The following is a 20,990-nucleotide window of genomic DNA, read 5'->3' as shown; positions in this document are numbered from 1 at the left end:
TTAGAGGATGTTGGAGTAATCCGCTTCGATCCGGTCCAGGCTCAGGTGATTGAGGAAGTTGGAGAAGCACATCCACGCCGACAGTGCGTTCAAGTCGCGGAACTGATCCGGCAAATACTTCGGTGGTACCACCAGCCCTTCATCCACCAACTGGCGCAAGGTGCGCATGTCTTCCAGCGTGGTCTTGCCGCAAAACAGTAGCGGGATCTGCTCAAGCTTGCCTTTACGCACGGCCAACTGAATGTAGTTGTAAACCATGATAAAGCCCTTGAGGTAGGACAAGTCTTTGGTAAATGGCAGACCGGTCGGTATCGAACCACGGAAAACCCGACTGGCGTTGCCGTAGCTTTCAGCCATTTCAAAACCTTGCTCGCGGAAGAATTCGAAGATCTGCAGGAAGTCCGCGCCCTCCTCCACCATGTGAATGGCCCGGGTGCGGTTGGTCAGTTTGCGCAGGCGGCTCGGGTAGGAAGCGAAGGTGATGATTTCCATCAGGATCGCCAGGCCTTCCTGGGTCACCGTCGACGACGGCGGGCCTTTGGACAGGAAGGTGCAAATCGGCTGGTTCAACCCGTTGAGCGTGGTGCCCACGTGCACCAGCCCTTCATGGACTTCCAGGGCGCGCACGTCACGTTCGTTGAACATCGCGTCGGTGCGAATCTTGATGTAGTCGGCGCCGGCCGCCGCATCGGCAACGATGCCGTCGGACTCGAACACCCGAATGGTTTCCTCGGCTTCGCCAAACACTTTGCTCAGCCGGGTTTGCAGCAGATGTACGGCATCCTTGGCGGTGAGGATTTTCGGTTCGTCCTTCAGGTCGCCCCGGCCGTCGATGTTGTTCAGGTAATCGGAGAGCATCAGGCCGAGGTCGGACAGGGTCGGGTCACCAGCGTGGAACGCGTCGGACGCGGCGCCGTACAACTCCTGGGAAATCAGCCCGAAATCTTCGGTGCCGCGCGCTTCGAGCATGCGCACCACCATCCGGTACTCCTTGCACATGCGCCGCATGATCTGGCCGACCGGGTTGAACTGGCCGAGCTGACGGGTGATATCACGCTCGATGTTCTGAAATTCCAGCTTCACTTTGCTGGAATCAAACGACAGCGGTCGATTGAGGTAATAGTCGCGGTCCACCGCCGGCATTTCCTTGCCCTTGGCCTTGAGGAAATTCTTGCGAATGCTGTCGTCCCACTTGACCGCATCGAGGACGCGAATCGGCGTCTGTGCCAGCACAATGCGATCGGACAAAATGCGTATCGTCTGCTGGTAATCGTCCACCCGAAACTCCTGTAGAAAAACCGTTAGGTGCTGGCTTTATTTAACTTCAGCTTTGGCTTTGGCCAGGCGCTGATAGCGCGCCGCCTCGACGAAGACATCGGAGTTGGCCGGATCATCGAGGTAAGCAAAAACCTGGTCCATGCTGTTGCTGATCAACACGCCATCGCCATCGTCGGTCTGGAAGCCTTCGCCACTGAGGGCTTCTTGGCCCATGGCCTGTTTGATTTGCTCGAGGTCGAGGTTGTAGACCACCAATTCGTGCTTATCGTTGAGTTCAAAACCGAAGAGGGTGAAATGCCCGCCGAATTGCGCCGGGACCTTCGCCGACAGGTACCAGCGGCTGCCATGGCGTGACACCGTAAAGGGGTAGGCTTCACGCTCTTTGGGTTTGGCCTTGAAGTAGCTGACCGCCTGATAGCGGTTGTCGCCAAGACGCGTCAGCTCCAGGTTCATCGGCTCGCCCCAGGCATTGGTGCTGGTCCATTTGCCGAGCAGACCTTTGGGCGCGGGGTCGCTGGCGGGCAGTGGGTCCTTGAAGGTCACCAGACAGCCACTGAGCAGCAGGAACGACAAGGCGATCACAACGACACGCCAGGCTTTCATTCAACACTCCCTATGAACACAGGTCCCCGAATGCTCACCGTCCCTGTAGGAGCGAGGCTTGCCCGCGAAGGCGTAGTGTCAGTCAACATACCTGTTGAATGTTAAACCGCCTTCGCGGGCAAGCCTCGCTCCTACAGGGTTGCGGTCAAGCGAGGAGTTACACCGACGCCAATACCAAGTGCATGTAGCGATTGAGGATACCGAGCATTTCGGCTTCGGCGACAGGCTCGGCGTCGTTGAGCAGGCCCTGATATTCCATCCGTCCGATAATCGCCGTCAACACCTTGGCATCCTGTTGCGGTTCGCGCGAACCCAATACCTGGAAAAGCTGGCACGTACCCTGGAGCAGAATTTGCTGATGGGAGCGCACCAAAAGCGCCAGGCGCGGGTTCAGCAGCGCTTCCTGGCGGAATGCCTGTTCGGCCATTAAGTGTTCGCGGCGGTTGATCAGTTGCCGGTGCACATAGTCCGCCATCAACCGCGCAATGTCGTCCGCCAGTAGCGAACGCGACTCGGGGCTGCCGTCACCGCTGACCACCATCTCGCGCAGCAGGCCCTCATTGTTCACCCACAACTTGGCCATGAAAGCCGCGCTGCGTTCCACGTATTGGGCGAAGGTATCGGTGAGCAAGTCATCGATATCCTTGAAGTAGTAAGTGGTGGCCGACAGCGGCACGCCGGCCTCCGCCGCCACCGCACGGTGACGCACGGCCCGCACGCCATCGCGCACGACAATGCGCATCGCCGCATCGAGAATGTCCTGTCGACGCTGCTCGCTGCCCTGTCGGCTGGCCTTGCGGCCCTGGTACTGAACGCTTTCAGCGACCGCAGTGGCGATGCCCGCTGCACCTTCTTGAGCAATTGCACGGTTCACGACAGGTATTCCTCTCTTACTTCAAAAGTAACCATTTGATACGTTTGTACCAGACAGGCAATAAAAAGCCGCCTGTTATAGGCGGCTTTTTTATTGAAACACTTACGCTTGTGGCCGCATGTGCGGGAACAGGATCACGTCGCGGATCGACGGTGAGTTGGTCAACAACATCACCAGACGGTCGATGCCGATCCCTTCACCGGCCGTTGGCGGCATGCCGTACTCCAGCGCGCGAACGAAGTCGGCGTCGTAGTGCATGGCTTCGTCGTCGCCCGCGTCCTTGTCGGCCACCTGCGCCATGAAACGCTCGGCCTGGTCTTCCGCGTCGTTCAACTCGGAGTAGGCGTTGGCGATTTCGCGGCCACCGATGAACAATTCAAAACGGTCGGTGACGCTTGGGTTCTCGTCGTTACGACGGGCCAGCGGCGACACTTCGAACGGGTACTGGGTGATGAAGTGCGGCTGCTCCAGCTTGTGCTCGACCAGTTCTTCGAAAATCATCACCTGCAATTTGCCCAGACCTTCGAAGCCCAGCACCTTGGCGCCGGCCTTCTTGGCGATGGCGCGAGCCTTGTCGATGTCGGTCAGGTCATCAGCGGTCAGCTCAGGGTTGTACTTGAGGATCGAGTCGAACACCGACAGACGCACGAACGGTTCGCCGAAGTGGAACACTTTGTCGCCATACGGCACGTCGGTGCTGCCCAGAACCAGCTGCGCCAGTTCGCGGAACAGTTCTTCGGTCAGGTCCATGTTGTCTTCGTAGTCGGCGTACGCCTGGTAGAACTCCAACATGGTGAATTCAGGGTTGTGACGGGTCGAAACGCCTTCGTTACGGAAGTTACGGTTGATCTCGAACACTTTCTCGAAGCCGCCGACAACGAGGCGCTTGAGGTACAGCTCCGGCGCGATACGCAGGAACATTTCCATGTCCAGCGCGTTGTGGTGCGTCTCGAAAGGCTTGGCCGCAGCACCACCCGGGATGGTTTGCAGCATCGGCGTTTCGACTTCCAGGAAGTCACGCTTCATCAGGAAGCTGCGGATGTGCGCAATCACTTGCGAACGCACGCGGAAAGTCTGGCGCACTTCTTCGTTGACGATCAGGTCAACGTAGCGCTGGCGATAGCGCTGTTCGGTGTCGGTCAGGCCGTGGTGCTTGTCCGGCAGCGGGCGCAGCGACTTGGTCAGCAGGCGCACTTCGGTCATTTCAACGTACAGGTCGCCCTTGCCGGAACGGGCCAGGGTGCCAACGGCTGCAATGATGTCGCCCATGTCCCAGGTTTTCACCGCGGCCAGGGTTTCTTCGGACAGGGTCTTACGGTTGACGTAGACCTGAATGCGCCCGGTCATGTCCTGGATCACCATGAACGAGCCACGGTTGAGCATGATGCGACCGGCAACCTTGACCGGGATCGCAGCCTCTGCCAGCTCTTCCTTGGTCTTGTCCGCGTACTGTTTCTGCAAGTCTTCGCAGTAGTTATCGCGGCGGAAGTCGTTGGGGAAGGCATTGCCCTTGGCGCGCTCGGCAGCAAGCTTTTCCTTGCGCAGGGCGATCAGGGAGTTTTCTTCCTGTTGCAGGGTTTGCGGGTCGAGTTGTAGGTCGCTCATGTCTTTAAAAATTCCATCACAGGTTCGTTGCCCCTACCGAGGGCAGGGGACTTAAGGTCTTGACTGGCGGTTTACAGCCCTTGTTTCAGGCTCGCCACCAGGTATTCGTCGATATCGCCGTCGAGTACCTTGTCGCAGTCACTGCGTTCGATGTTAGTGCGCAAATCCTTGATTCGCGACGCATCGAGCACGTAAGAGCGAATCTGGTGACCCCAGCCGATGTCCGACTTGGTGTCTTCCAGGGCCTGGGAGGCGGCGTTGCGTTTCTGCACTTCCTGCTCGTACAAGCGCGCCCGCAACATTTTCATCGCGGTGTCTTTGTTGGCGTGCTGGGAGCGTTCGTTCTGGCAGCTGACCACGGTGTTGGTCGGTACGTGTGTAATCCGTACGGCCGAGTCGGTGGTGTTTACGTGCTGACCACCGGCACCGGAGGAGCGGTAGGTGTCGATGCGCAGGTCCGACGGGTTGATGTCGATTTCGATGTTGTCATCGATTTCCGGCGACACAAACACGGCCGAGAACGAGGTGTGACGACGGTTGCCGGAGTCGAACGGGCTCTTGCGCACCAGACGGTGCACGCCGATCTCGGTGCGCAGCCAGCCAAAGGCGTATTCACCCTTGATGTGGACCGTGGCGCCCTTGATCCCGGCGACTTCACCAGCGGACAGTTCCATGATGGTCGCGTCGAAACCGCGTTTGTCAGCCCAGCGCAGGTACATGCGCAGCAGGATGTTGGCCCAGTCCTGGGCCTCGGTACCGCCGGAGCCGGCCTGGATGTCCAGGTAGGCGTTGTTGGCGTCCATCTCACCGCTGAACATGCGACGGAATTCGAGTTTTTCCAGCGACTCGCGCAGGCGCTCGACTTCGGCAGCGACGTCATCGACGGCGGCCTGGTCTTCTTCTTCGGCGGACATCAGCAGCAAATCTTTGGCGTCGGCCAGGCCGGAGTGCATTTCGTCGAGGGTTTCGACGATCTGCGCCAGCAGCGACCGCTCGCGGCCCAGTTCCTGAGCGTACGACGGGTTGTTCCAGACAGCCGGATCTTCAAGCTCGCGATTGACTTCAGTCAGACGCTCATGCTTTTGATCGTAGTCAAAGATACCCCCGAATAGTTTCGGAGCGCTCGGACAGGTCCTTGATACTGTTAAGGATCGGGTTGATTTCCATGGCGGGCAGCACTCGTTGGCGAACTTTTGAAAGCCGGCGAGTATAACGTAATCAAGCTGTCACGGCAGCCCGCCTGGCGGCTTTAGGGGCGAATGGTTTGCGAACACCTGTAGCAGCGGTCGAGCCCCGCGAGGCCGCGTTCGGTGCGGGCCGCGTTCGGACGAAGCCGTCGTAAACCATACAACATGGTCTTTCAGACAAACCGCGTACACAGCACTGGCGAGGACTTCGTCCTCGGACGCGGCCTCGCGGGGCTCGACCGCTGCTACATGGGATCGTATTTCAGCAACGAATTACTCAATCCCCACCTGATTACGCCCATTGTTCTTCGCCAGGTACAACCCCTTGTCCGCCGCCGAGATCAATTGCCGGCAATCACTGCCCGGCTGCGGGATCATGGTCGACAGGCCGATGCTGATGGTCAGGCTTGAGCCTTCGCGGGGGAAAATGTGCGGAATCTTCAGCGCTTCCACGGTCAGGCGCAGTTTTTCCGCCACCAGTCGTGCGCCGCCCGGCGTGGTATTGGGCAGCACCAGGACAAACTCTTCACCGCCGTAACGGGCGGGCAGGTCCGACGGTCGGGCACTGGCGTCGCGAATTGCGGTGGCGACTTTACGCAGGGCTTCGTCGCCTTCGAGGTGGCCAAAGCTGTCGTTGTAGGACTTGAAGTAGTCGACATCAATCATCAACAGCGACAATTGGCTCTGATCACGCAGCGAACGGCGCCATTCCAGCTCCAGGTATTCGTCGAAGTGCCGGCGGTTCGACAGCCCGGTCAGGCCGTCAGAGTTCATCAACCGCTGCAGCACAAGATTGGTGTCGAGCAACTGCTGCTGGCTGACCCGCAGCGCGCGGTAGGCCGCATCGCGCTGCAACAATGTCATGTAGGAGCGCGAGTGATAGCGAATGCGCGCCACCAGTTCGATGTTATCCGGCAGTTTGACCAGATAATCATTGGCCCCGGCCGCAAACGCCGCGCTCTTGATCAGCGGGTCTTCCTTGGTCGACAGGACAATGATCGGTATGTTCTTGGTCGCCGGATGGTTTCGGTATTCACGCACCAGGCTGAGGCCGTCAAGGCCGGGCATCACAAGATCCTGAAGGATCACGGTCGGCTTGATGCGAATCGCCTGCGCAATGGCCTGGTGCGGGTCGGCGCAGAAGTGGAAGTCGATATTCTCTTCGTTCGACAACCCGCGGCGCACCGCCTCGCCGATCATCGCTTGATCGTCCACCAACAGCACCATGGCGGCGTTTTCGTCGGTCTTGAAGTCGTCGAGTTGTAAGTCAGTCATGTGCGGTCACCTGAATACTGCCTGGGCCAGGATTGCTGCGAAAAGTCTTCATTTTGGGAAAATCTCCAGCAATCGTGACGCGATCTTGTCCAGTGGGCGAACTTCCACGGCGGCATCGATGGCCGCTGCCGCTTTCGGCATTCCGTAAACCGCACTGCTTTGTTGGTCCTGAGCGATGGTCAGGTAGCCCTGTTGGCGCATGAGTTTAAGCCCCTGCGCGCCGTCACGCCCCATGCCAGTGAGCAAAACACCCACGGCATCGCCGTTCCAGTAACTGGCCACGCTCTCGAAAAACACATCGATCGAGGGCCGATAGATCTCGTTGACCGGTTCGGCGGTGTAGGCCAGCGTGCCGTTTTTCAACAAGCGAATATGGTGGTTGGTGCCCGCCAGCAACACTGTGCCCGCCTGCGGGGGTTCGCCTTCCTGGGCCAGGCGCACCCTCAGGCCGCTGGCGCTGCCGAGCCATTCGGCCATGCCGGCGGCGAAAACCTGATCAACATGCTGCACCAGCACGATGGCAGCCGAAAAATCCTGTGGCAGGCCCTTGAGCAAGACTTCCAGCGCCGCCGGCCCGCCCGCGGACGAACCGATCGCAATCAGACGCTGGCGCGAGGCCGAACTGCGCAGCGGGCTGGGAGCCGATCGCTCCCGATTGCCCTTGTCACCAATCAGCCAGCCAATGTTCATGATCTTGCGTAACAACGGCGCCGCCGCCTCTTGGGCATTGCCGGCACCGAGGGCCGGGGTGTCGACCACGTCCAGCGCGCCGTGGCCCATGGCCTCGAACACCCGGTGCACGTTCTGCTGCCGGTCGACCGTGACGATGACAATGGCGCACGGTGTCTCGGCCATGATCCGCCGGGTTGCCTCCACGCCGTCCATCACCGGCATGATCAGGTCCATCAGGATCAGGTCCGGGGTATTTTCGGCACAACGTTGCACCGCGTCGGCGCCATTACCGGCGACCCAAACCACTTCATGCGCCGGTTCGAATGCCAGAGCGCGGCGCAGGGCCTCCACTGCCATGGGCATGTCGTTGACGATCGCTATTTTCATGCCCGCGCTCCTCCGATGAGCTCAACCACTGCATCAAGCAGGGCGTCGTCATGAAAACTGGCTTTGGCTAGATAATAGTCGGCTCCGGCGTCCAGTCCACGACGACGGTCTTCTTCGCGATCTTTATAGGACACCACCATAACCGGCAGCGATTGCAGGCGATTGTCCTGGCGCAACAAAGACACCAGTTCGATGCCGTCCATGCGCGGCATATCAATGTCGGTAATCAGCAGATCGAAATCCTCCGAGCGCAGGGCGTTCCAGCCATCCATACCGTCGACCGCCACGGCCACGTCGTAGCCACGATTGAGCAGCAACTTGCGCTGCAACTCGCGAACGGTCAGCGAATCGTCGACCACCAGAATCCGTTTGCGAGCCGCCTCCACGGCCTGGCTGCCCTGACGGGCAATCCGCTCCAGACGCCCGGTGTTGAGCAGCTTGTCCACCGAGCGCAGCATGTCTTCGACGTCGACGATCAGCACCACCGACCCATCGTCGAGCAAGGCCCCGGCGGAAATGTCCTGCACCTTGCCCAGACGTTCGTCCAGCGGCAATACCACCAGCGTCCGCTCGCCAACAAACCGTTCGACCGCGACACCGTAAATTGCCTCGCGCTCGCGGATTACCACGACTTTCAGGGTTTGCTGGCTGCTCGCGCTCGCCGGGCGCTGCAACAGCTGACTGGCGGCGACCAGCCCGACATGCCGGCCTTCGTGCCAGAAGTGCTGACGCCCTTCGACCTGAACGATGTCCGCCGGCTCCAGATCGCACATGCGTTCGATATGCGCCAGCGGAAACGCATACGCCTCGTCACCGACTTCCACCACCAGACTGCGCACCACCGACAGCGTCAGCGGCACTTCGAGGTGAAAACGGCTGCCCTCGCCCGCCGTCTGCTCCAGCACCACCGCGCCGCGCAACTGCCTGACCATGTGCTGAACCGCATCGAGGCCGACGCCGCGCCCGGACACTTCAGTCACTTTGTCGCGCAGGCTGAAACCCGGCAGGAACAGGAACGTCAGCAGCTCTTCTTCGCTCAACTGGGCAGCGGTTTCAGCCGGGGATAACTGCCGCGCGATGATGCTGCGGCGGACTTTTTCCAGATCGACGCCGTGACCGTCATCGCTCAACTCCAGCACCAGCAGACCCGCTTGATGGGAGGCGCGCAGACGAATCAGGCCTTCTTCAGGTTTGCCGGCCAGCAAGCGTAGCTCGGGGGACTCGATGCCGTGATCCACCGCGTTGCGCAGCAAGTGCGTCAACGGCGCTTCGAGCTTTTCCAGGACGTCGCGATCAACCTGGGTTTTCTCGCCCTCGATCTCCAGCCGCACCTGTTTACCGAGGCTGCGACCGAGGTCGCGGACCATGCGCACTTGCCCGCCCAACACATCGGCAAACGGCCGCATGCGACAAGCCAGCGCGGTGTCGTACAACACCTGCGCCCGTTGACTGGCCTGCCAGGCAAACTCATCCAGTTCGGCGTTTTTTTCCACCAGCAATTGCTGGGACTCGGCCAGCAGCCGCCGGGCATCGCCCAAGGCTTCCTGGGCTTCGAGGCTCAAGGCATGTTCCTTGAGGTGGACGTTGAGGTTTTCCAGCGCCCGCAGGCCATTGTTCTGCATACGCTTGAGGCGCTGCATCGTGGCCAGGTGCGGCTTGAGTCGCTGGGTTTCCACCAGGGATTTGCTCGACAGATCGAGCAGGCTGTTCAAGCGTTCGGCCGTGACGCGCAGCACGCGTTCGCCATTATCGGTGGTGCGCCGGGTCCTTTTCGCTGGCTCTGCGGGTGGCGGTTCGGCGACCGGAATCAGCTCTTCGACCTTTGGTGCGAGCGCTTCGGGCACGGACTCGGTGATGAACGGCGCAATCGGCGTGCTGATCGGCATGGCCAACGCGAGCGGATCCAGCAACCGCGCCATCAGTGCCACATAGGCCTCGATATCCGCCGCCCCGGGATTGTTATTCGGCGTCGCGATACGCATCAGCAAATCGGTGCCTTGCAGCAAGGCGTCAATGTGCTCGGGCCGCAGGTACAGGCGCCCTTCCTGCGCGCTGACCAGGCAATCTTCCATCACATGCGCGACGCTCACGCCGGCATCGACCCCGACAATCCGCGCCGCGCCTTTGAGCGAGTGGGCCGCGCGCATGCACGATTCAAGGTGATCGGCCTGGGTCGGATCGCGCTCAAGCGCCAGAAGGCCTGCGCTCAGCACCTGGGTCTGCGCTTCGGCTTCGAGGCTGAACAGCTCCAGCAGCGAAGCGTCGCGCATTTGCTCGGGGGTCATGTGAGGCTCCGGGTCACGGCGGACAACAGCTGTTCTTCATCCAGCCAACGCAGGCTGCGACCTTTGAATTGCAACACGCCCCGGGTGTATTTGGCACTGGCCTGGGTGCCGGACTGCGACGCAGCATCGAGGATGCGCTCGTCAATGGCATGTATGCCGTGCACTTCGTCCACCGGCACCACCACCGGCCCGCCGTGCGCAGCAATGATCAGCATCCTCGGCATCACTCGCGCACCAGACGCCACGCTGCTGGTGCCATCGAGACCGAGCAGTTCCACCAGCGACAGGCACGCCACCAAAGCACCGCGCACGTTCGCCACGCCGAGCAGGGCCCGGGAGCGCTGGTGCGGCAAGGAGTGAATCGCTTGCAGCGGCGCTACTTCGACCAGACTGCGGGTGGCCAGGCCCAGCCATTCTTCGCCCAGACGAAACATCAGCAGCGAGCGGGTTTTCACGTCGATTTCGGCCGCCACCGAGACCTGCTCGCGATCGTCCTGTTGCAAGGCGTAGCGGTCGAGCAAGCGCGTGGCCGCGGCGGAATACACCGCGCAGTTGCGACAATGAATGTGTTCGATCAGCAGCGGGCAGGATTTGTCGCCGTGGATACCGATGCGGTTCCAGCAGTCGTCGATGGCCTGGGCATCTTCATGGGTGACGCTCAAGGTGTCGGAGCCGTTCATCGTTTACGCTCACTGTCGGCGGCACGCTCGCTGCGGGCGGCGCGGTCCTGCAATCTTTTGGCACCCGCCGTGTCGCCCTGGGATTGCAGCAAGGCTGCCAGGTGCATCAACGCGTCGGGGTGTTGCGGTTCAAGGTACAACGCCTTGCGATAAAAACCCTGGGCTTCGAGAACTCTGCCGGCGACATCGCTGAGCAGCCCCAGCCAATAAAACACCTGGGCCACCGGTTCGTGACTGCGCAAATAACTTTCGCAGGCAGCGCGGGCATCGGCGCTTTTGCCTTCGTTGGCCAACGCGGCGATGTTCGCCAACAAGGTGGCAGCGTCCGAGGCTTTTGGGGAGACGGTCGGTGGCGGAATGGTTGCGAACGGACGATTGCGCACGGGCGGCGGTGTCACGCTGCGCACCGGTTGGCGCACCGGCAGGGGTGTCGGTACGAAGGCAGGCAGAGGTTCGGGTGCAGGCGCGCTTTGACGGCTGAACGCAAAAGACTGCGGGATGCCAATCGAGCGCATGCCGAAACGACCGAGCAAACTGCCTTCGGCCGGGCCGATAAACAGCACGCCGTCGACATGCGTCAGGCGTTTGAGCACTTCAAAGACTTGCTGCTGGGTGAGCAGATCGAAATAGATCAGCAGGTTGCGGCAGAACACAAAATCATAAGGCGACTCGCTGGCCAGCAGCGCCGGATCCAGCAAGTTGCCGACCTGCAAACGCACCTGTTCAAGCACTCGTTCGTTGAGGCGGTAGCCGTCGTCTTCGGCACTGAAATGGCGCTCGCGAAACTCGATGTCCTGGCCACGGAATGAATTCTTGCCATACAACGCACGTTTGGCTTTTTCCACCGACAGCGGGCTGACGTCCATGCCTTCAACCTTGAACTGATGCGGCTTGAGCCCGGCATCGAGCAAGGCCATGGCGATGGAGTACGGCTCCTCGCCAGTGGAACAGGGCAGGCTGAGAATCCGCAGCGCGCGCAGGTTATTGATCTCGGCCAAGCGTTTGGCGGCCAGTTTCGCCAACGTCGCGAAAGATTCCGGGTAGCGGAAAAACCAGGTCTCTGGAACGATCACCGCTTCGATCAACGCCTGCTGTTCGTCCCGCGAACCTTGCAGCGTGTGCCAATACTCATCCGCCGTCAGCGCTCTGGAAGCGGTGCTGCGCTGGCGCACCGCGCGCTCGATGATCGCCGGCCCCACTGACGTCACGTCGAGGCCGATGCGTTCCTTGAGGAAATCGAAAAAGCGCTGATCGCTGCTCATGACCGTTCCTCAAGCAACGCCAGGTCCAGCGGTGACGAAGGAAACAGCAGCGTGCGCACCTGATCATCGAGCAGATCGGCCACCCGAACCCATTGCAGCAAACCCTGGGCATCTTCACGAACCGGCCCCAGGTATGGCGCCTGGCGATTGTCCAGGCCATAGGGTTTAAAGTCCGCCGGGTTGCAGCGCAAGGTGTCGGTGGCTTGCTCCAGAATCAGCCCGAGCAACTTTGCAGTCGTTTCCTCATCCGGCCAATAGTGCACAAGTACTAGCCGCGTGCTGGTGCGGGCTTGCGCCGGTTGACCAAAGGTCAGCGCGCTGAGGTCGATCACCGGCACCACTGCACCGCGATAAGCGAACACCCCGGCGACCCAGTCCGGGGCCTTGGCAATCGGCTTCAACGGCAGGCGCGGCAGCACTTCGGCCACTTCGCGCGCCTGCAAGGCATAACGCTCGTTGCCGATGCGAAACAGCAGAAACAACGCGTGTTTTGCCGGCATCACCGCGCCACGCTTGACCACAAGTTCGCTCATCAGACTTTGAATCGCGAGACGCCGCCCCGCAGCCCTACGGCCACCTGGCTCAGCTCGTCAATGGCGAAACTGGCCTGGCGCAAGGACTCGACGGTCTGGCTGCTGGCGTCGCCCAACTGTACCAGCGCGTGGTTGATCTGTTCGGCGCCGGTGGCCTGCGCCTGCATGCCTTCGTTGACCATCAACACCCGGGGCGCCAGCGCCTGAACCTGGTGGATGATCTGCGACAGTTGCTCGCCGACCTGCTGCACTTCGGACATGCCGCGGCGCACTTCTTCGGAAAATTTGTCCATGCCCATCACCCCGGCCGACACCGCCGACTGGATCTCGCGCACCATCTGCTCGATGTCGTACGTGGCCACGGCGGTCTGGTCTGCCAGACGCCGCACTTCGGTGGCGACCACGGCAAACCCGCGACCGTACTCACCAGCCTTTTCGGCTTCGATGGCGGCGTTCAACGACAAGAGATTGGTCTGGTCGGCGACTTTGACGATGGTCACGACCACCTGGTTAATGTTGCCGGCCTTCTCGTTGAGGATCGCCAGTTTGGCGTTGACCAGATCGGCCGCGCCCATCACCGAGTGCATGGTCTCTTCCATCCGCGCCAGGCCTTGCTGCCCGGAACCGGCCGCTACCGAGGCCTGATCGGCGGCGGTGGAAACTTCAGTCATGGTGCGAACCAGATCACGGGAGGTGGCCGCAATTTCACGGGACGTCGCGCCGATTTCGGTGGTGGTGGCGGCGGTTTCGGTGGCGGTGGCTTGCTGTTGCTTGGAGGTGGCAGCGATCTCGGTCACTGACGTGGTGACCTGCACGGAGGAGCGCTGGGCCTGTGACACGAGCGAGGTGAGCTCGGCCATCATGTCGTTGAAGCCGGTTTCCACCGCATTGAATTCGTCTTTGCGCTCCAGGTTCAAACGGCCGCTGAGGTCGCCGGTGCGCATGATTTCGAGGATCTGCACAATCCGGTTCATCGGCGCCATGATTGCGCGCATCAACAGCAAACCGCAGATGCCGGCGGCCAACACCGCGACCAGCAGGGAAATGCCCATGATGATTTTAGCGGTGACCACGGCGTCATCGATGTTCGCGATGTCCTGGTCGGCCACGGCTTTGTTTTCGCGGAGGATGTCATTGAGCTTCATTCGACCTGCGGTCCAGGCCGGAGTCAGTTGTTCGTTGAACAACTTGATGGCGTCAGCCTCTTGATTGCGCTTGTGCAAGTCGAGCACCGCGGCCAGGAGCTTGCCGTACTCCGCATGGAGTTTTTCGAATGTCGCGAATTCGACCTTGTCTTCCTCCGTAGTCACGGTGGCGCGATAGTTACTCATCGCTTCCTGCACACGCGCTTCGTAGCTTTTGAAGTCTGCGGCGTCTTCGGCACTGATGCCCTGCCCTTCCTTCAGGCCCAGCATTTCCTGAATATGGAGAAAACTGTCGACCCAGGCACCGCGAATCGTCGAGCTGTAATAGACCCCGGGCAACGCGTCCTCACGAACGCTGGCTTCGCTGATTTCGATCTTCAGCAGCCGGGAATACGAGACGACGACCATCAGCAACATGATGGCGATAATCACCGCAAAGCTCGCCAAGATGCGTTGGCGCAACGTCCAGTTCTTCACAGTCAGTCCTCGGGGCGGTTCAAATGCTGCGGAGTATAGCTGAGGGTGTTTCATTTATAAGACGGGTGTCATGCCACTGTTGCATGTGGCGACAACCCGTTCTGTGGCTTATTTGTCGGCCGAGAGGTCTATTGCGTGCGCCACCCATTCCAGAAAGAACGGCTGCACCAAAGCTGCCAAAAAACAAAATGGACGGTGGATTGTTCCACAGGATTTGTTGGGGTTGAAGACGCCTTCGCGAGCTGGCTCGCTCCCACTTGGACCGCGTTTGTTTCGACAAGCCAGTCAACCGTGGCAACGAGCCTGCACGCGAAAACGAAGGTGCGGTTTATAGACCGCGCTTGTGATGTGGGGAGGTCCACTTTTAAAACCTGCCCCCCCACAATGGATGTGTTTCCTCGTTAATCACGTTTTACCGTAATGTTATCAATGTAAAATTGGCCATTCGTCCTGATTTTTATCTCGCTGATACCTTCGAGAGGGCCCGATACGATCTTCATTTCTTGAAAAGCATAGGGTAATCCAACAAAATGCCTCGCATCGAGTTCATTACCGTACTCGTCAGAAATCCAAAAATCCAAATAAGGGATCCGCGATGTGTTATTACCGCCGCACACCCAAAAACTTATTGAACTTGCGACACCCTCAATCAACTTCAGAGAATAAGTCATCGTACAATCGGTGAGAGCGTCATAGTTATATAACACCCGCCCTCTTATCTGCTCACTATCCCCATCGATATCGCTGATCTCTAACGATTGCATCGGATCGGTTTTGTCGATCAACTTCACATCAAAGATACTGGTCGATATCACCTCACCGATCTCTGTAATTTTTTTCAGCTCTACGGACTCAAAATCTTCTGTTTCCTCAGATAGAGCGGATCCGAGACTGAAAACCGAGACGGAGTTTGCAGCCAGATTTGCCGTACACAAAAAAGCACCGGTGGGATCAGCTGCGATATCCACAGGGCTCGGTGCAACAGGCAAACGCCCAACCTCTTTGAATGTATTGAGATCGAGCACGATGACATAATCCCCAGAAACAACGTAAGCGCACCGATTATCAGGGCTTATCGCGACAGCCCAAGGTGAGCTCTCAACAGGCGTTGTCGAAACCACTCGCTCCTTTTCCAGATCGACAAATGAAATAGTATTATCTTCAAAATTACATGTGCAGAGGAGACTACCATCGGTGTTTATGGCAACGTCTAATGGATTTTTTCCGACTTCAATACTATTGATTACTTCCCCAGTAGTTGTATCCAACACATTGACCACACCATTGTTACTTGAAAAATAAGCTTTGGTTTTGGTGGGACTGATCGCAATCGCTTGTGGTGATTTGGCATCCCATATCGAGTGCAGCACTTCCTTTGTTTCAAAATCCAAAATCACTAACTGGGGCGCGCTCAGCTTACAAAAATAGAGGCGTTTCCCGTCAAGACTAAACTCCACTGAAAAGTCGGAGCCAATTTCATCGATAGCAGATACGACTTCCAAAGTGTCGATACTTATAATAAATGAGCCATTCTGCCAACACACAACAATATATTTGTTATCTGGGCTCACGGCAATGGCGCGCACCGCCACGCCAACTTCTATAATCTTGACGACCTTCAATGTCGCAAGTTCTATTATCGTGACTGTGCCACCAGGAACATCGTGAGTAACAATGGCAAGTTTTCCATCTCGACTACAAGCAATGCCGATTGGCCTCTCGCTGACCGGAATATCGAATCTATTATTTGTTAGTGCCGAGGTGCTGTTGACTGGGTTTGTGGTCATGGTAATGGCTCCTGCCAATGGGTTTGACAGGACTATTGAGAACCCGAAACCAGCTCCCCGGCTACTGTCAGATCTGACAGTAGCCGTCTAATTCCGATGAGTGGTGATATCTGATTTTCAACATGAACCAGGCGCCTGGATCGGCCTACATGGCAGCCTGACGCACCTGCTTCTCCAACTCCGCCTTCAACCCCGGCTCAAGCTTCAACTGGCGCGCCAGCTCATCCAGGTAGGACTTCTCCATGAAGCTCTCCTCATCCACCAGCATCACACTGGCGATGTACATCTCGGCAGCCATTTCCGGCGTGCTGGCCGCGCGGGCGACTTCCGTCGGGTCGAGCGGCTTGCTGAGTTCGGCATGCAGCCACTGCTGCAATTCCTGATCGTTGTCGAGTTTGGTGAATTCACCTTCGATCAATGCACGCTCGCGCTCATCAACGTGGCCATCGGCTTTGGCCGCGGCGACCAACGCTTTGAGAATCGCCTGGCTGTGCAGTTCTACTTGCGCAGGTGGCAAACGATCGAGTGTCTGCGGCTCAGTCTTCGGCGCAGTGCCCTGCTGGGCCTGCCAGTTGCCATAAGCCTTGTAGGCAATCACGCCGAGCGCCGCGAGGCCGCCGTAGATGGCGACTTTGCCGCCGACATTGCGGGCCTTTTTGCTGCCGAGCAACAAACCCATGGCGCCGGCCGCCAGTGCGCCACCGCCCGCGCCGGAGAGCAACCCGCCGAGGCCGCCCGAACCACCGCTGCCGCCGAGCAATCCGCCCAGGCCACCGCTGGACGACTTGTTTTGATTGCCGCCGGCCTTGTTCTGCATCAGGTCCTGACCGGACTTGAGTAGTTGATCGAGCAATCCACGCGTATTCATTTTGCCGCCTCCACGAAAGGGGTTAACCGGACACTTAGGGCCACCAGCCTAGAACGAAAGTGCCCGGCGACCGGGGACGAGAGTGCTTCTGGATGTTGCCTGGAAAAACCGGCCCATCGATTAAAGCGATATACACTCATGCGAATCTATAAAAACCGCCCACCGGGTAATACCCATGATGACCTTGCGTCAGATCCGTCACTTCATCGCCGTAGCCGAGACCGGCTCGATCTCCGCCGCCGCGCAAACCGCGTTCATTTCCCAATCGACATTGACCCTGGCGATCCAGCAACTGGAGGAGGAGATTGGTGTCGGCCTGTTCAACCGACACGCCAAGGGCATGAGCCTGACCCACCAGGGCCATCAATTCCTGCGTCAGGCGCACCTGATTCTGGCCACCGTGGACAACGCCAAACGCAGCCTGCAACAGAGCACCGATCAGGTCGCCGGGCAGTTGATCATTGGCGTAACCAGTCTGGTGGCCGGTTACTACCTTGCGGATCTGCTCACCCGTTTCCAGCGCGCCTACCCCAATGTCGAAATCCGCGTGATGGAGGACGAGCGGCCTTACATTGAGCATTTGCTGGTCAGCGGCGAGATTGACGTCGGCGTATTGATCCTTTCCAACCTCGAAGACCGTCATGCCCTGCAGACCGAAGTGCTGACTCACTCGCCCCATCGGCTGTGGCTGCCGGCCCAGCATCCGCTGTTGGAACACGACAGCATCAACCTCGCCGACGTGGCCCGGGAGCCGTTGATTCAGCTGAACGTCGATGAAATGGACCGCAACGCCCACCGCATGTGGTGCGGGGCCGGCCTGCAACCGCGCATCACACTCAAAACTGCGTCGACGGAAGCCGTTCGAAGCCTGGTGGCGGCTGGACTGGGCGTATCGATCCAGCCGGACATGACTTACCGCCCCTGGTCTCTGGAGGGCGACATCATCGAAGCTCGGCCGATTGCCGACCTGAGCCAGACCCTTGATGTGGGCCTGGCCTGGCGCCGTGGCACCGCTCGCCCGGCGTTGGTGGACCCGTTTTTGACCGTAGCCCGTGAGCAACCCCACGGCGGGCGCAAGCCATCTATTTAATCGAACGCCACCTTCAGTATTTAGAATTTGTCGACCTCGGGCCTGCGCACTAGTCTTGCTACATCTATAAGACGGCCAGGCCCAGTCACCGGGAGCACCATGGCCACACAAGAAAAGAGAACCCGAAAAATGGCTGGCGCGCAGACCCCGTTGTTCACCGCGTTGTTGATCGATGGCGAATTGGTCGCGGGCCAGGGTTTTGTCGAACCGATCCTCAACCCGGCCACCGGGGAAGTGCTGACCCACATCGCGGAAGCCAGCACCGAGCAAGTCGAAGCCGCCATCCTCGCCGCCCACCGCGCCTTCGCCGGCTGGTCGCGGACCACGCCGCAGCAACGCTCGAACCTGCTGCTGGACATCGCCAACGCCATCGAAAAACAAGCCGACCTCCTCGCCCGCCTCGAATCCCTGAACTGCGGCAAGCCGCTGCACCTGGCCCGTCAGGACGACTTGAGCGCGACGGTTGATGTGTTCCGCTTCTTCGCCGGTGCCGTGCGCTGCCAGACCGGCCAGCTCAGCGGCGAATACCTGCCGGGCTATACCAGCATGGTCCGTCGCGATCCGATTGGCGTGGTCGCGTCGATTGCGCCGTGGAACTACCCGATCATGATGGCCGCGTGGAAAATCGCCCCGGCCCTCGCCGCCGGCAATACGCTGGTGTTCAAACCGTCCGAACACACGCCGCTGTCGATCCTGGCCCTGGCGCCTGCGCTGGCCGAGATCCTGCCGCGCGGCGTGATCAACATTGTCTGCGGCGGCGGTGAAGGTGTCGGCAGCCACTTGGTCAGCCATCCCAAAGTGCGCATGGTGTCGCTGACCGGCGATATCGTCACCGGGCAAAAAATCCTCCAGGCCGCTGCAAAAACCCTGAAACGCACGCACCTTGAGCTAGGCGGCAAAGCGCCGGTGATCGTCTGCAACGATGCGGACATTCAGGCGGTGGTCGAAGGCGTGCGCACTTACGGTTATTACAACGCTGGCCAGGATTGCACCGCGGCTTGCCGGATTTATGCGCAAGCCGGGATTCACGACCGCTTGGTGGCTGAACTCGGCGCGGCGGTCAGCAGCCTGCGCTTTGCCGGCAAACGCGACGCCGACAACGAAATCGGCCCGCTGATCAGTACTCGCCAACGCGACCGCGTGGCCAGTTTCGTCGAGCGCGCCCTCGGCCAGCCACACATCGAACGAGTGACCGGCGCGGCGGTGCATTCCGGCGCCGGCTTCTATTACCAGCCAACCCTGCTGGCCGGTTGCAAACAGAACGATGAAATCGTCCAGCGCGAAGTGTTCGGGCCGGTGGTCACCGTGACCCGCTTCGATGAACTCGAACAAGCGGTGGACTGGGCCAACGACTCGGAATACGGCCTCGCCTCGTCGGTCTGGACCCAGAACCTCGACAAGGCCATGCAGGTCGCGGCGCGGTTGCAGTACGGCTGCACCTGGATCAACAGCCATTTCATGCTGGTCAGCGAAATGCCCCACGGCGGCCTGAAACGTTCGGGCTATGGCAAAGACTTATCCAGCGATTCGCTTCAGGACTACAGCGTGGTGCGGCACATCATGGCGCGCCACGGCCAGCATCTCTGACTACGCTAATAACAAGCCGCTAACGGCATGCTTCACCACGTTCACAACTGCCCCGACCATAATTAAAGAAGAGGGAATTCCCATGTTCGTGCACAAGACCGCACTGCTCAGTGCAATCACCACGGCACTATTGGCCAGCGCCAGCCTCCAGGCCGCCGAACCGCTGAAAGCCGTCGGTGCCGGCGAAGGTCAGCTGGATATCGTGGCGTGGCCCGGCTACATCGAACGTGGCGAAAGCGACAAGGCGTACGACTGGGTGACCGGTTTCGAGAAGGAAACCGGCTGCAAGGTCAATGTGAAGACCGCGGCGACTTCCGATGAAATGGTCAGCCTGATGGCCAAGGGCGGTTACGACCTGGTGACGGCGTCGGGCGATGCCTCGTTGCGGTTGATCGCCGGCAAGCGTGTACAGCCGATCAACACTGCGTTGATTTCGAACTGGAAAAGCCTCGACCCGCGCCTGAAAGATGCGCCGTGGTACGTGGTCAACAAGCAGACCTTTGGCACCCCGTACCAGTGGGGCCCGAACGTGCTGATGTACAACACCAATGTATTCAAAACCGCGCCAACCAGTTGGGGCGTGGTGTTCGATGCGCAGAACCTGCCCGACGGCAAGCCCAACAAGGGTCGCGTGCAGGCCTATGACGGCCCGATCTATATCGCCGACGCGGCGCTGTACCTGAAAACCACCAAGCCGGAACTGGGCATCAAGGACCCGTATCAACTCACCGAAGCTCAGTACAAGGCTGTACTCGATCTGTTGCGCGCCCAGCAGCCATTGATTCACCGCTACTGGCACGACACCACGGTGCAGATGAGTGACTTCAAAAATGAAGGCGTGGTCGCGTCCAGCGCCTGGCCGTATCAGGTCAACGGCCTGATGAACGAGAAGCAGCCGATCGCCTCGACCATCCCGAAAGAAGGCGCCACCGGTTGGGCCGACACCACCATGCTGCACACCGAGGCCAAGCACCCGAACTGCGCTTACAAGTGGATGGACTGGTCGCTGCAACCGAAAGTCCAGGGTGATGTGGCGGCGTGGTTCGGTTCGTTGCCTGCGGTGCCGGCGGCTTGTACCGGCAGTGAATTGCTGGGTGCCGAAGGTTGCAAAACCAACGGCTTCGACCAGTTCGAGAAAATCGCCTTCTGGAAAACCCCGCAGGCAGAAGGCGGCAAGTTCGTGCCTTACAGCCGCTGGACCCAGGATTACATCGCGATTATGGGCGGTCGTTAAGTCCCCTGTGTAGCAGCTGCCGAGGAACGAGGCTGCGTTGGGCTGCGCAGCGGCCCCCGAGGGCGGTCCTGCGGACACGCAACGCAGCCTCGTACCTCGGCAGCTGCTACAGATCGCTTCCACAAGATCGCCGCGAACCCTGCGGGAGCGAGCTTGCTCCG

The 20,990-nt window shown here is 59.6% G+C and carries 17 protein-coding genes; 3 read left to right on the top strand and 14 right to left on the bottom strand.

The window, feature by feature from the left end; all coding sequences use genetic code 11:
* The 14 genes from ACA070_RS05320 to ACA070_RS05255 form a co-directional block, all read right to left on the bottom strand.
* The gene (locus tag ACA070_RS05320; RefSeq protein ID WP_462025723.1) at positions 1-1,278 is read right to left on the bottom strand and encodes a flavohemoglobin expression-modulating QEGLA motif protein; all 1,278 of its coding nucleotides are present in this window, start codon (positions 1,276-1,278) and stop codon (positions 1-3) included.
* 36 nt (positions 1,279-1,314) lie between these two features.
* A complete protein-coding gene (locus ACA070_RS05315) occupies positions 1,315-1,881 on the bottom strand; it encodes a hypothetical protein (RefSeq protein WP_497450320.1) in 567 nt (188 codons plus the stop codon).
* Between the two features lie 157 nt (positions 1,882-2,038).
* The gene (locus ACA070_RS05310; protein ID WP_497450319.1) at positions 2,039-2,755 is read right to left on the bottom strand and encodes a TetR/AcrR family transcriptional regulator; all 717 of its coding nucleotides are present in this window, start codon (positions 2,753-2,755) and stop codon (positions 2,039-2,041) included.
* A 102-nt stretch (positions 2,756-2,857) separates the two neighbouring features.
* Positions 2,858-4,360, bottom strand: coding sequence for a lysine--tRNA ligase (lysS, locus tag ACA070_RS05305; RefSeq protein WP_497450318.1), 1,503 nt, complete (start codon positions 4,358-4,360; stop codon positions 2,858-2,860).
* Between the two features lie 71 nt (positions 4,361-4,431).
* Positions 4,432-5,527 (bottom strand): peptide chain release factor 2 gene (prfB, locus tag ACA070_RS05300; RefSeq protein ID WP_102593528.1). Its coding sequence is split into 2 segments (ribosomal slippage): positions 4,432-5,454 and positions 5,456-5,527, totalling 1,095 coding nucleotides; the frame shifts between segments, so codons are not numbered across the junction.
* Positions 5,528-5,820: 293 nt separating this feature from the next.
* Positions 5,821-6,822, bottom strand: coding sequence for a diguanylate cyclase domain-containing protein (locus ACA070_RS05295; RefSeq protein WP_497450317.1), 1,002 nt, complete (start codon positions 6,820-6,822; stop codon positions 5,821-5,823).
* Positions 6,823-6,870: 48 nt separating this feature from the next.
* The gene (locus ACA070_RS05290) at positions 6,871-7,881 is read right to left on the bottom strand and encodes a chemotaxis response regulator protein-glutamate methylesterase (protein WP_497450316.1); all 1,011 of its coding nucleotides are present in this window, start codon (positions 7,879-7,881) and stop codon (positions 6,871-6,873) included.
* Positions 7,878-10,166, bottom strand: a complete 2,289-nt coding sequence (locus ACA070_RS05285; protein WP_497450315.1) for a hybrid sensor histidine kinase/response regulator — start codon at positions 10,164-10,166, stop codon at positions 7,878-7,880. Before ACA070_RS05285 ends, ACA070_RS05290 begins: the two co-directional genes overlap by 4 nt.
* Entirely contained in the window at positions 10,163-10,846 is a 684-nt protein-coding gene (locus ACA070_RS05280; RefSeq protein ID WP_497450314.1) for a chemotaxis protein CheW, read from the bottom strand. Before ACA070_RS05280 ends, ACA070_RS05285 begins: the two co-directional genes overlap by 4 nt.
* Positions 10,843-12,108, bottom strand: a complete 1,266-nt coding sequence (locus ACA070_RS05275) for a CheR family methyltransferase (RefSeq protein ID WP_497450313.1) — start codon at positions 12,106-12,108, stop codon at positions 10,843-10,845. The genes ACA070_RS05280 and ACA070_RS05275 overlap by 4 nt, the downstream gene beginning before the upstream one ends.
* Positions 12,105-12,641, bottom strand: a complete 537-nt coding sequence (locus ACA070_RS05270) for a chemotaxis protein CheW (protein ID WP_497450312.1) — start codon at positions 12,639-12,641, stop codon at positions 12,105-12,107. Before ACA070_RS05270 ends, ACA070_RS05275 begins: the two co-directional genes overlap by 4 nt.
* Positions 12,641-14,203, bottom strand: a complete 1,563-nt coding sequence (locus ACA070_RS05265) for a methyl-accepting chemotaxis protein (protein WP_497451915.1) — start codon at positions 14,201-14,203, stop codon at positions 12,641-12,643. Before ACA070_RS05265 ends, ACA070_RS05270 begins: the two co-directional genes overlap by 1 nt.
* 461 nt (positions 14,204-14,664) lie before the next feature.
* Positions 14,665-16,050, bottom strand: coding sequence for a hypothetical protein (locus ACA070_RS05260; protein WP_497450311.1), 1,386 nt, complete (start codon positions 16,048-16,050; stop codon positions 14,665-14,667).
* A gap of 145 nt (positions 16,051-16,195) precedes the next feature.
* Entirely contained in the window at positions 16,196-16,918 is a 723-nt protein-coding gene (locus tag ACA070_RS05255) for a tellurite resistance TerB family protein (protein ID WP_497450310.1), read from the bottom strand.
* Between the two features lie 175 nt (positions 16,919-17,093).
* Here ACA070_RS05255 and ACA070_RS05250 point away from each other — a divergent pair, with 175 nt between their 5' ends.
* The 3 genes from ACA070_RS05250 to ydcS all read left to right on the top strand — a co-directional run bounded on the left by ACA070_RS05250 (position 17,094) and on the right by ydcS (position 20,829).
* Positions 17,094-18,008: a LysR family transcriptional regulator gene (locus ACA070_RS05250; protein WP_094468922.1), complete on the top strand. Its 915-nt coding sequence runs from the start codon at positions 17,094-17,096 to the stop codon at positions 18,006-18,008.
* A 99-nt stretch (positions 18,009-18,107) separates the two neighbouring features.
* Complete coding sequence (locus tag ACA070_RS05245) at positions 18,108-19,595, top strand: gamma-aminobutyraldehyde dehydrogenase (protein WP_462025713.1); 1,488 nt, start codon at positions 18,108-18,110, stop codon at positions 19,593-19,595.
* Positions 19,596-19,677: 82 nt separating this feature from the next.
* Positions 19,678-20,829 carry a putative ABC transporter substrate-binding protein YdcS gene (ydcS, locus tag ACA070_RS05240; RefSeq protein WP_497450309.1) on the top strand — a complete coding sequence of 384 codons (1,152 nt, stop codon included), beginning with the start codon at positions 19,678-19,680 and terminating at the stop codon, positions 20,827-20,829.
* The last annotated feature ends 161 nt before the right edge of the window (positions 20,830-20,990 follow it).

This window comes from Pseudomonas sp. LBUM1678, assembly GCF_059695575.1.
Note: the sequence above shows the minus strand (reverse complement) of the source record. Positions and strands in the feature narration are given on the sequence as shown.

Bases quoted from the DNA above. Each gene is read 5' to 3' on its own strand.
- ACA070_RS05315 (WP_497450320.1), bottom strand. From the start codon at position 1,881: ATGAAAGCCTGGCGTGTCGTTGTGATCGCCTTGTCGTTCCTGCTGCTC.
- lysS (WP_497450318.1), bottom strand. From the start codon at position 4,360: ATGAGCGACCTACAACTCGACCCGCAAACCCTGCAACAGGAAGAAAAC.
- ACA070_RS05295 (WP_497450317.1), bottom strand. From the start codon at position 6,822: ATGACTGACTTACAACTCGACGACTTCAAGACCGACGAAAACGCCGCC.
- ACA070_RS05290 (WP_497450316.1), bottom strand. From the start codon at position 7,881: ATGAAAATAGCGATCGTCAACGACATGCCCATGGCAGTGGAGGCCCTG.
- ACA070_RS05285 (WP_497450315.1), bottom strand. From the start codon at position 10,166: ATGACCCCCGAGCAAATGCGCGACGCTTCGCTGCTGGAGCTGTTCAGC.
- ACA070_RS05280 (WP_497450314.1), bottom strand. From the start codon at position 10,846: ATGAACGGCTCCGACACCTTGAGCGTCACCCATGAAGATGCCCAGGCC.
- ACA070_RS05275 (WP_497450313.1), bottom strand. From the start codon at position 12,108: ATGAGCAGCGATCAGCGCTTTTTCGATTTCCTCAAGGAACGCATCGGC.
- ACA070_RS05270 (WP_497450312.1), bottom strand. From the start codon at position 12,641: ATGAGCGAACTTGTGGTCAAGCGTGGCGCGGTGATGCCGGCAAAACAC.
- ACA070_RS05265 (WP_497451915.1), bottom strand. From the start codon at position 14,203: ATGTTGCTGATGGTCGTCGTCTCGTATTCCCGGCTGCTGAAGATCGAA.
- ACA070_RS05260 (WP_497450311.1), bottom strand. From the start codon at position 16,050: ATGACCACAAACCCAGTCAACAGCACCTCGGCACTAACAAATAATAGA.
- ACA070_RS05255 (WP_497450310.1), bottom strand. From the start codon at position 16,918: ATGAATACGCGTGGATTGCTCGATCAACTACTCAAGTCCGGTCAGGAC.
- ACA070_RS05250 (WP_094468922.1), top strand. From the start codon at position 17,094: ATGATGACCTTGCGTCAGATCCGTCACTTCATCGCCGTAGCCGAGACC.
- ACA070_RS05245 (WP_462025713.1), top strand. From the start codon at position 18,108: ATGGCCACACAAGAAAAGAGAACCCGAAAAATGGCTGGCGCGCAGACC.
- ydcS (WP_497450309.1), top strand. From the start codon at position 19,678: ATGTTCGTGCACAAGACCGCACTGCTCAGTGCAATCACCACGGCACTA.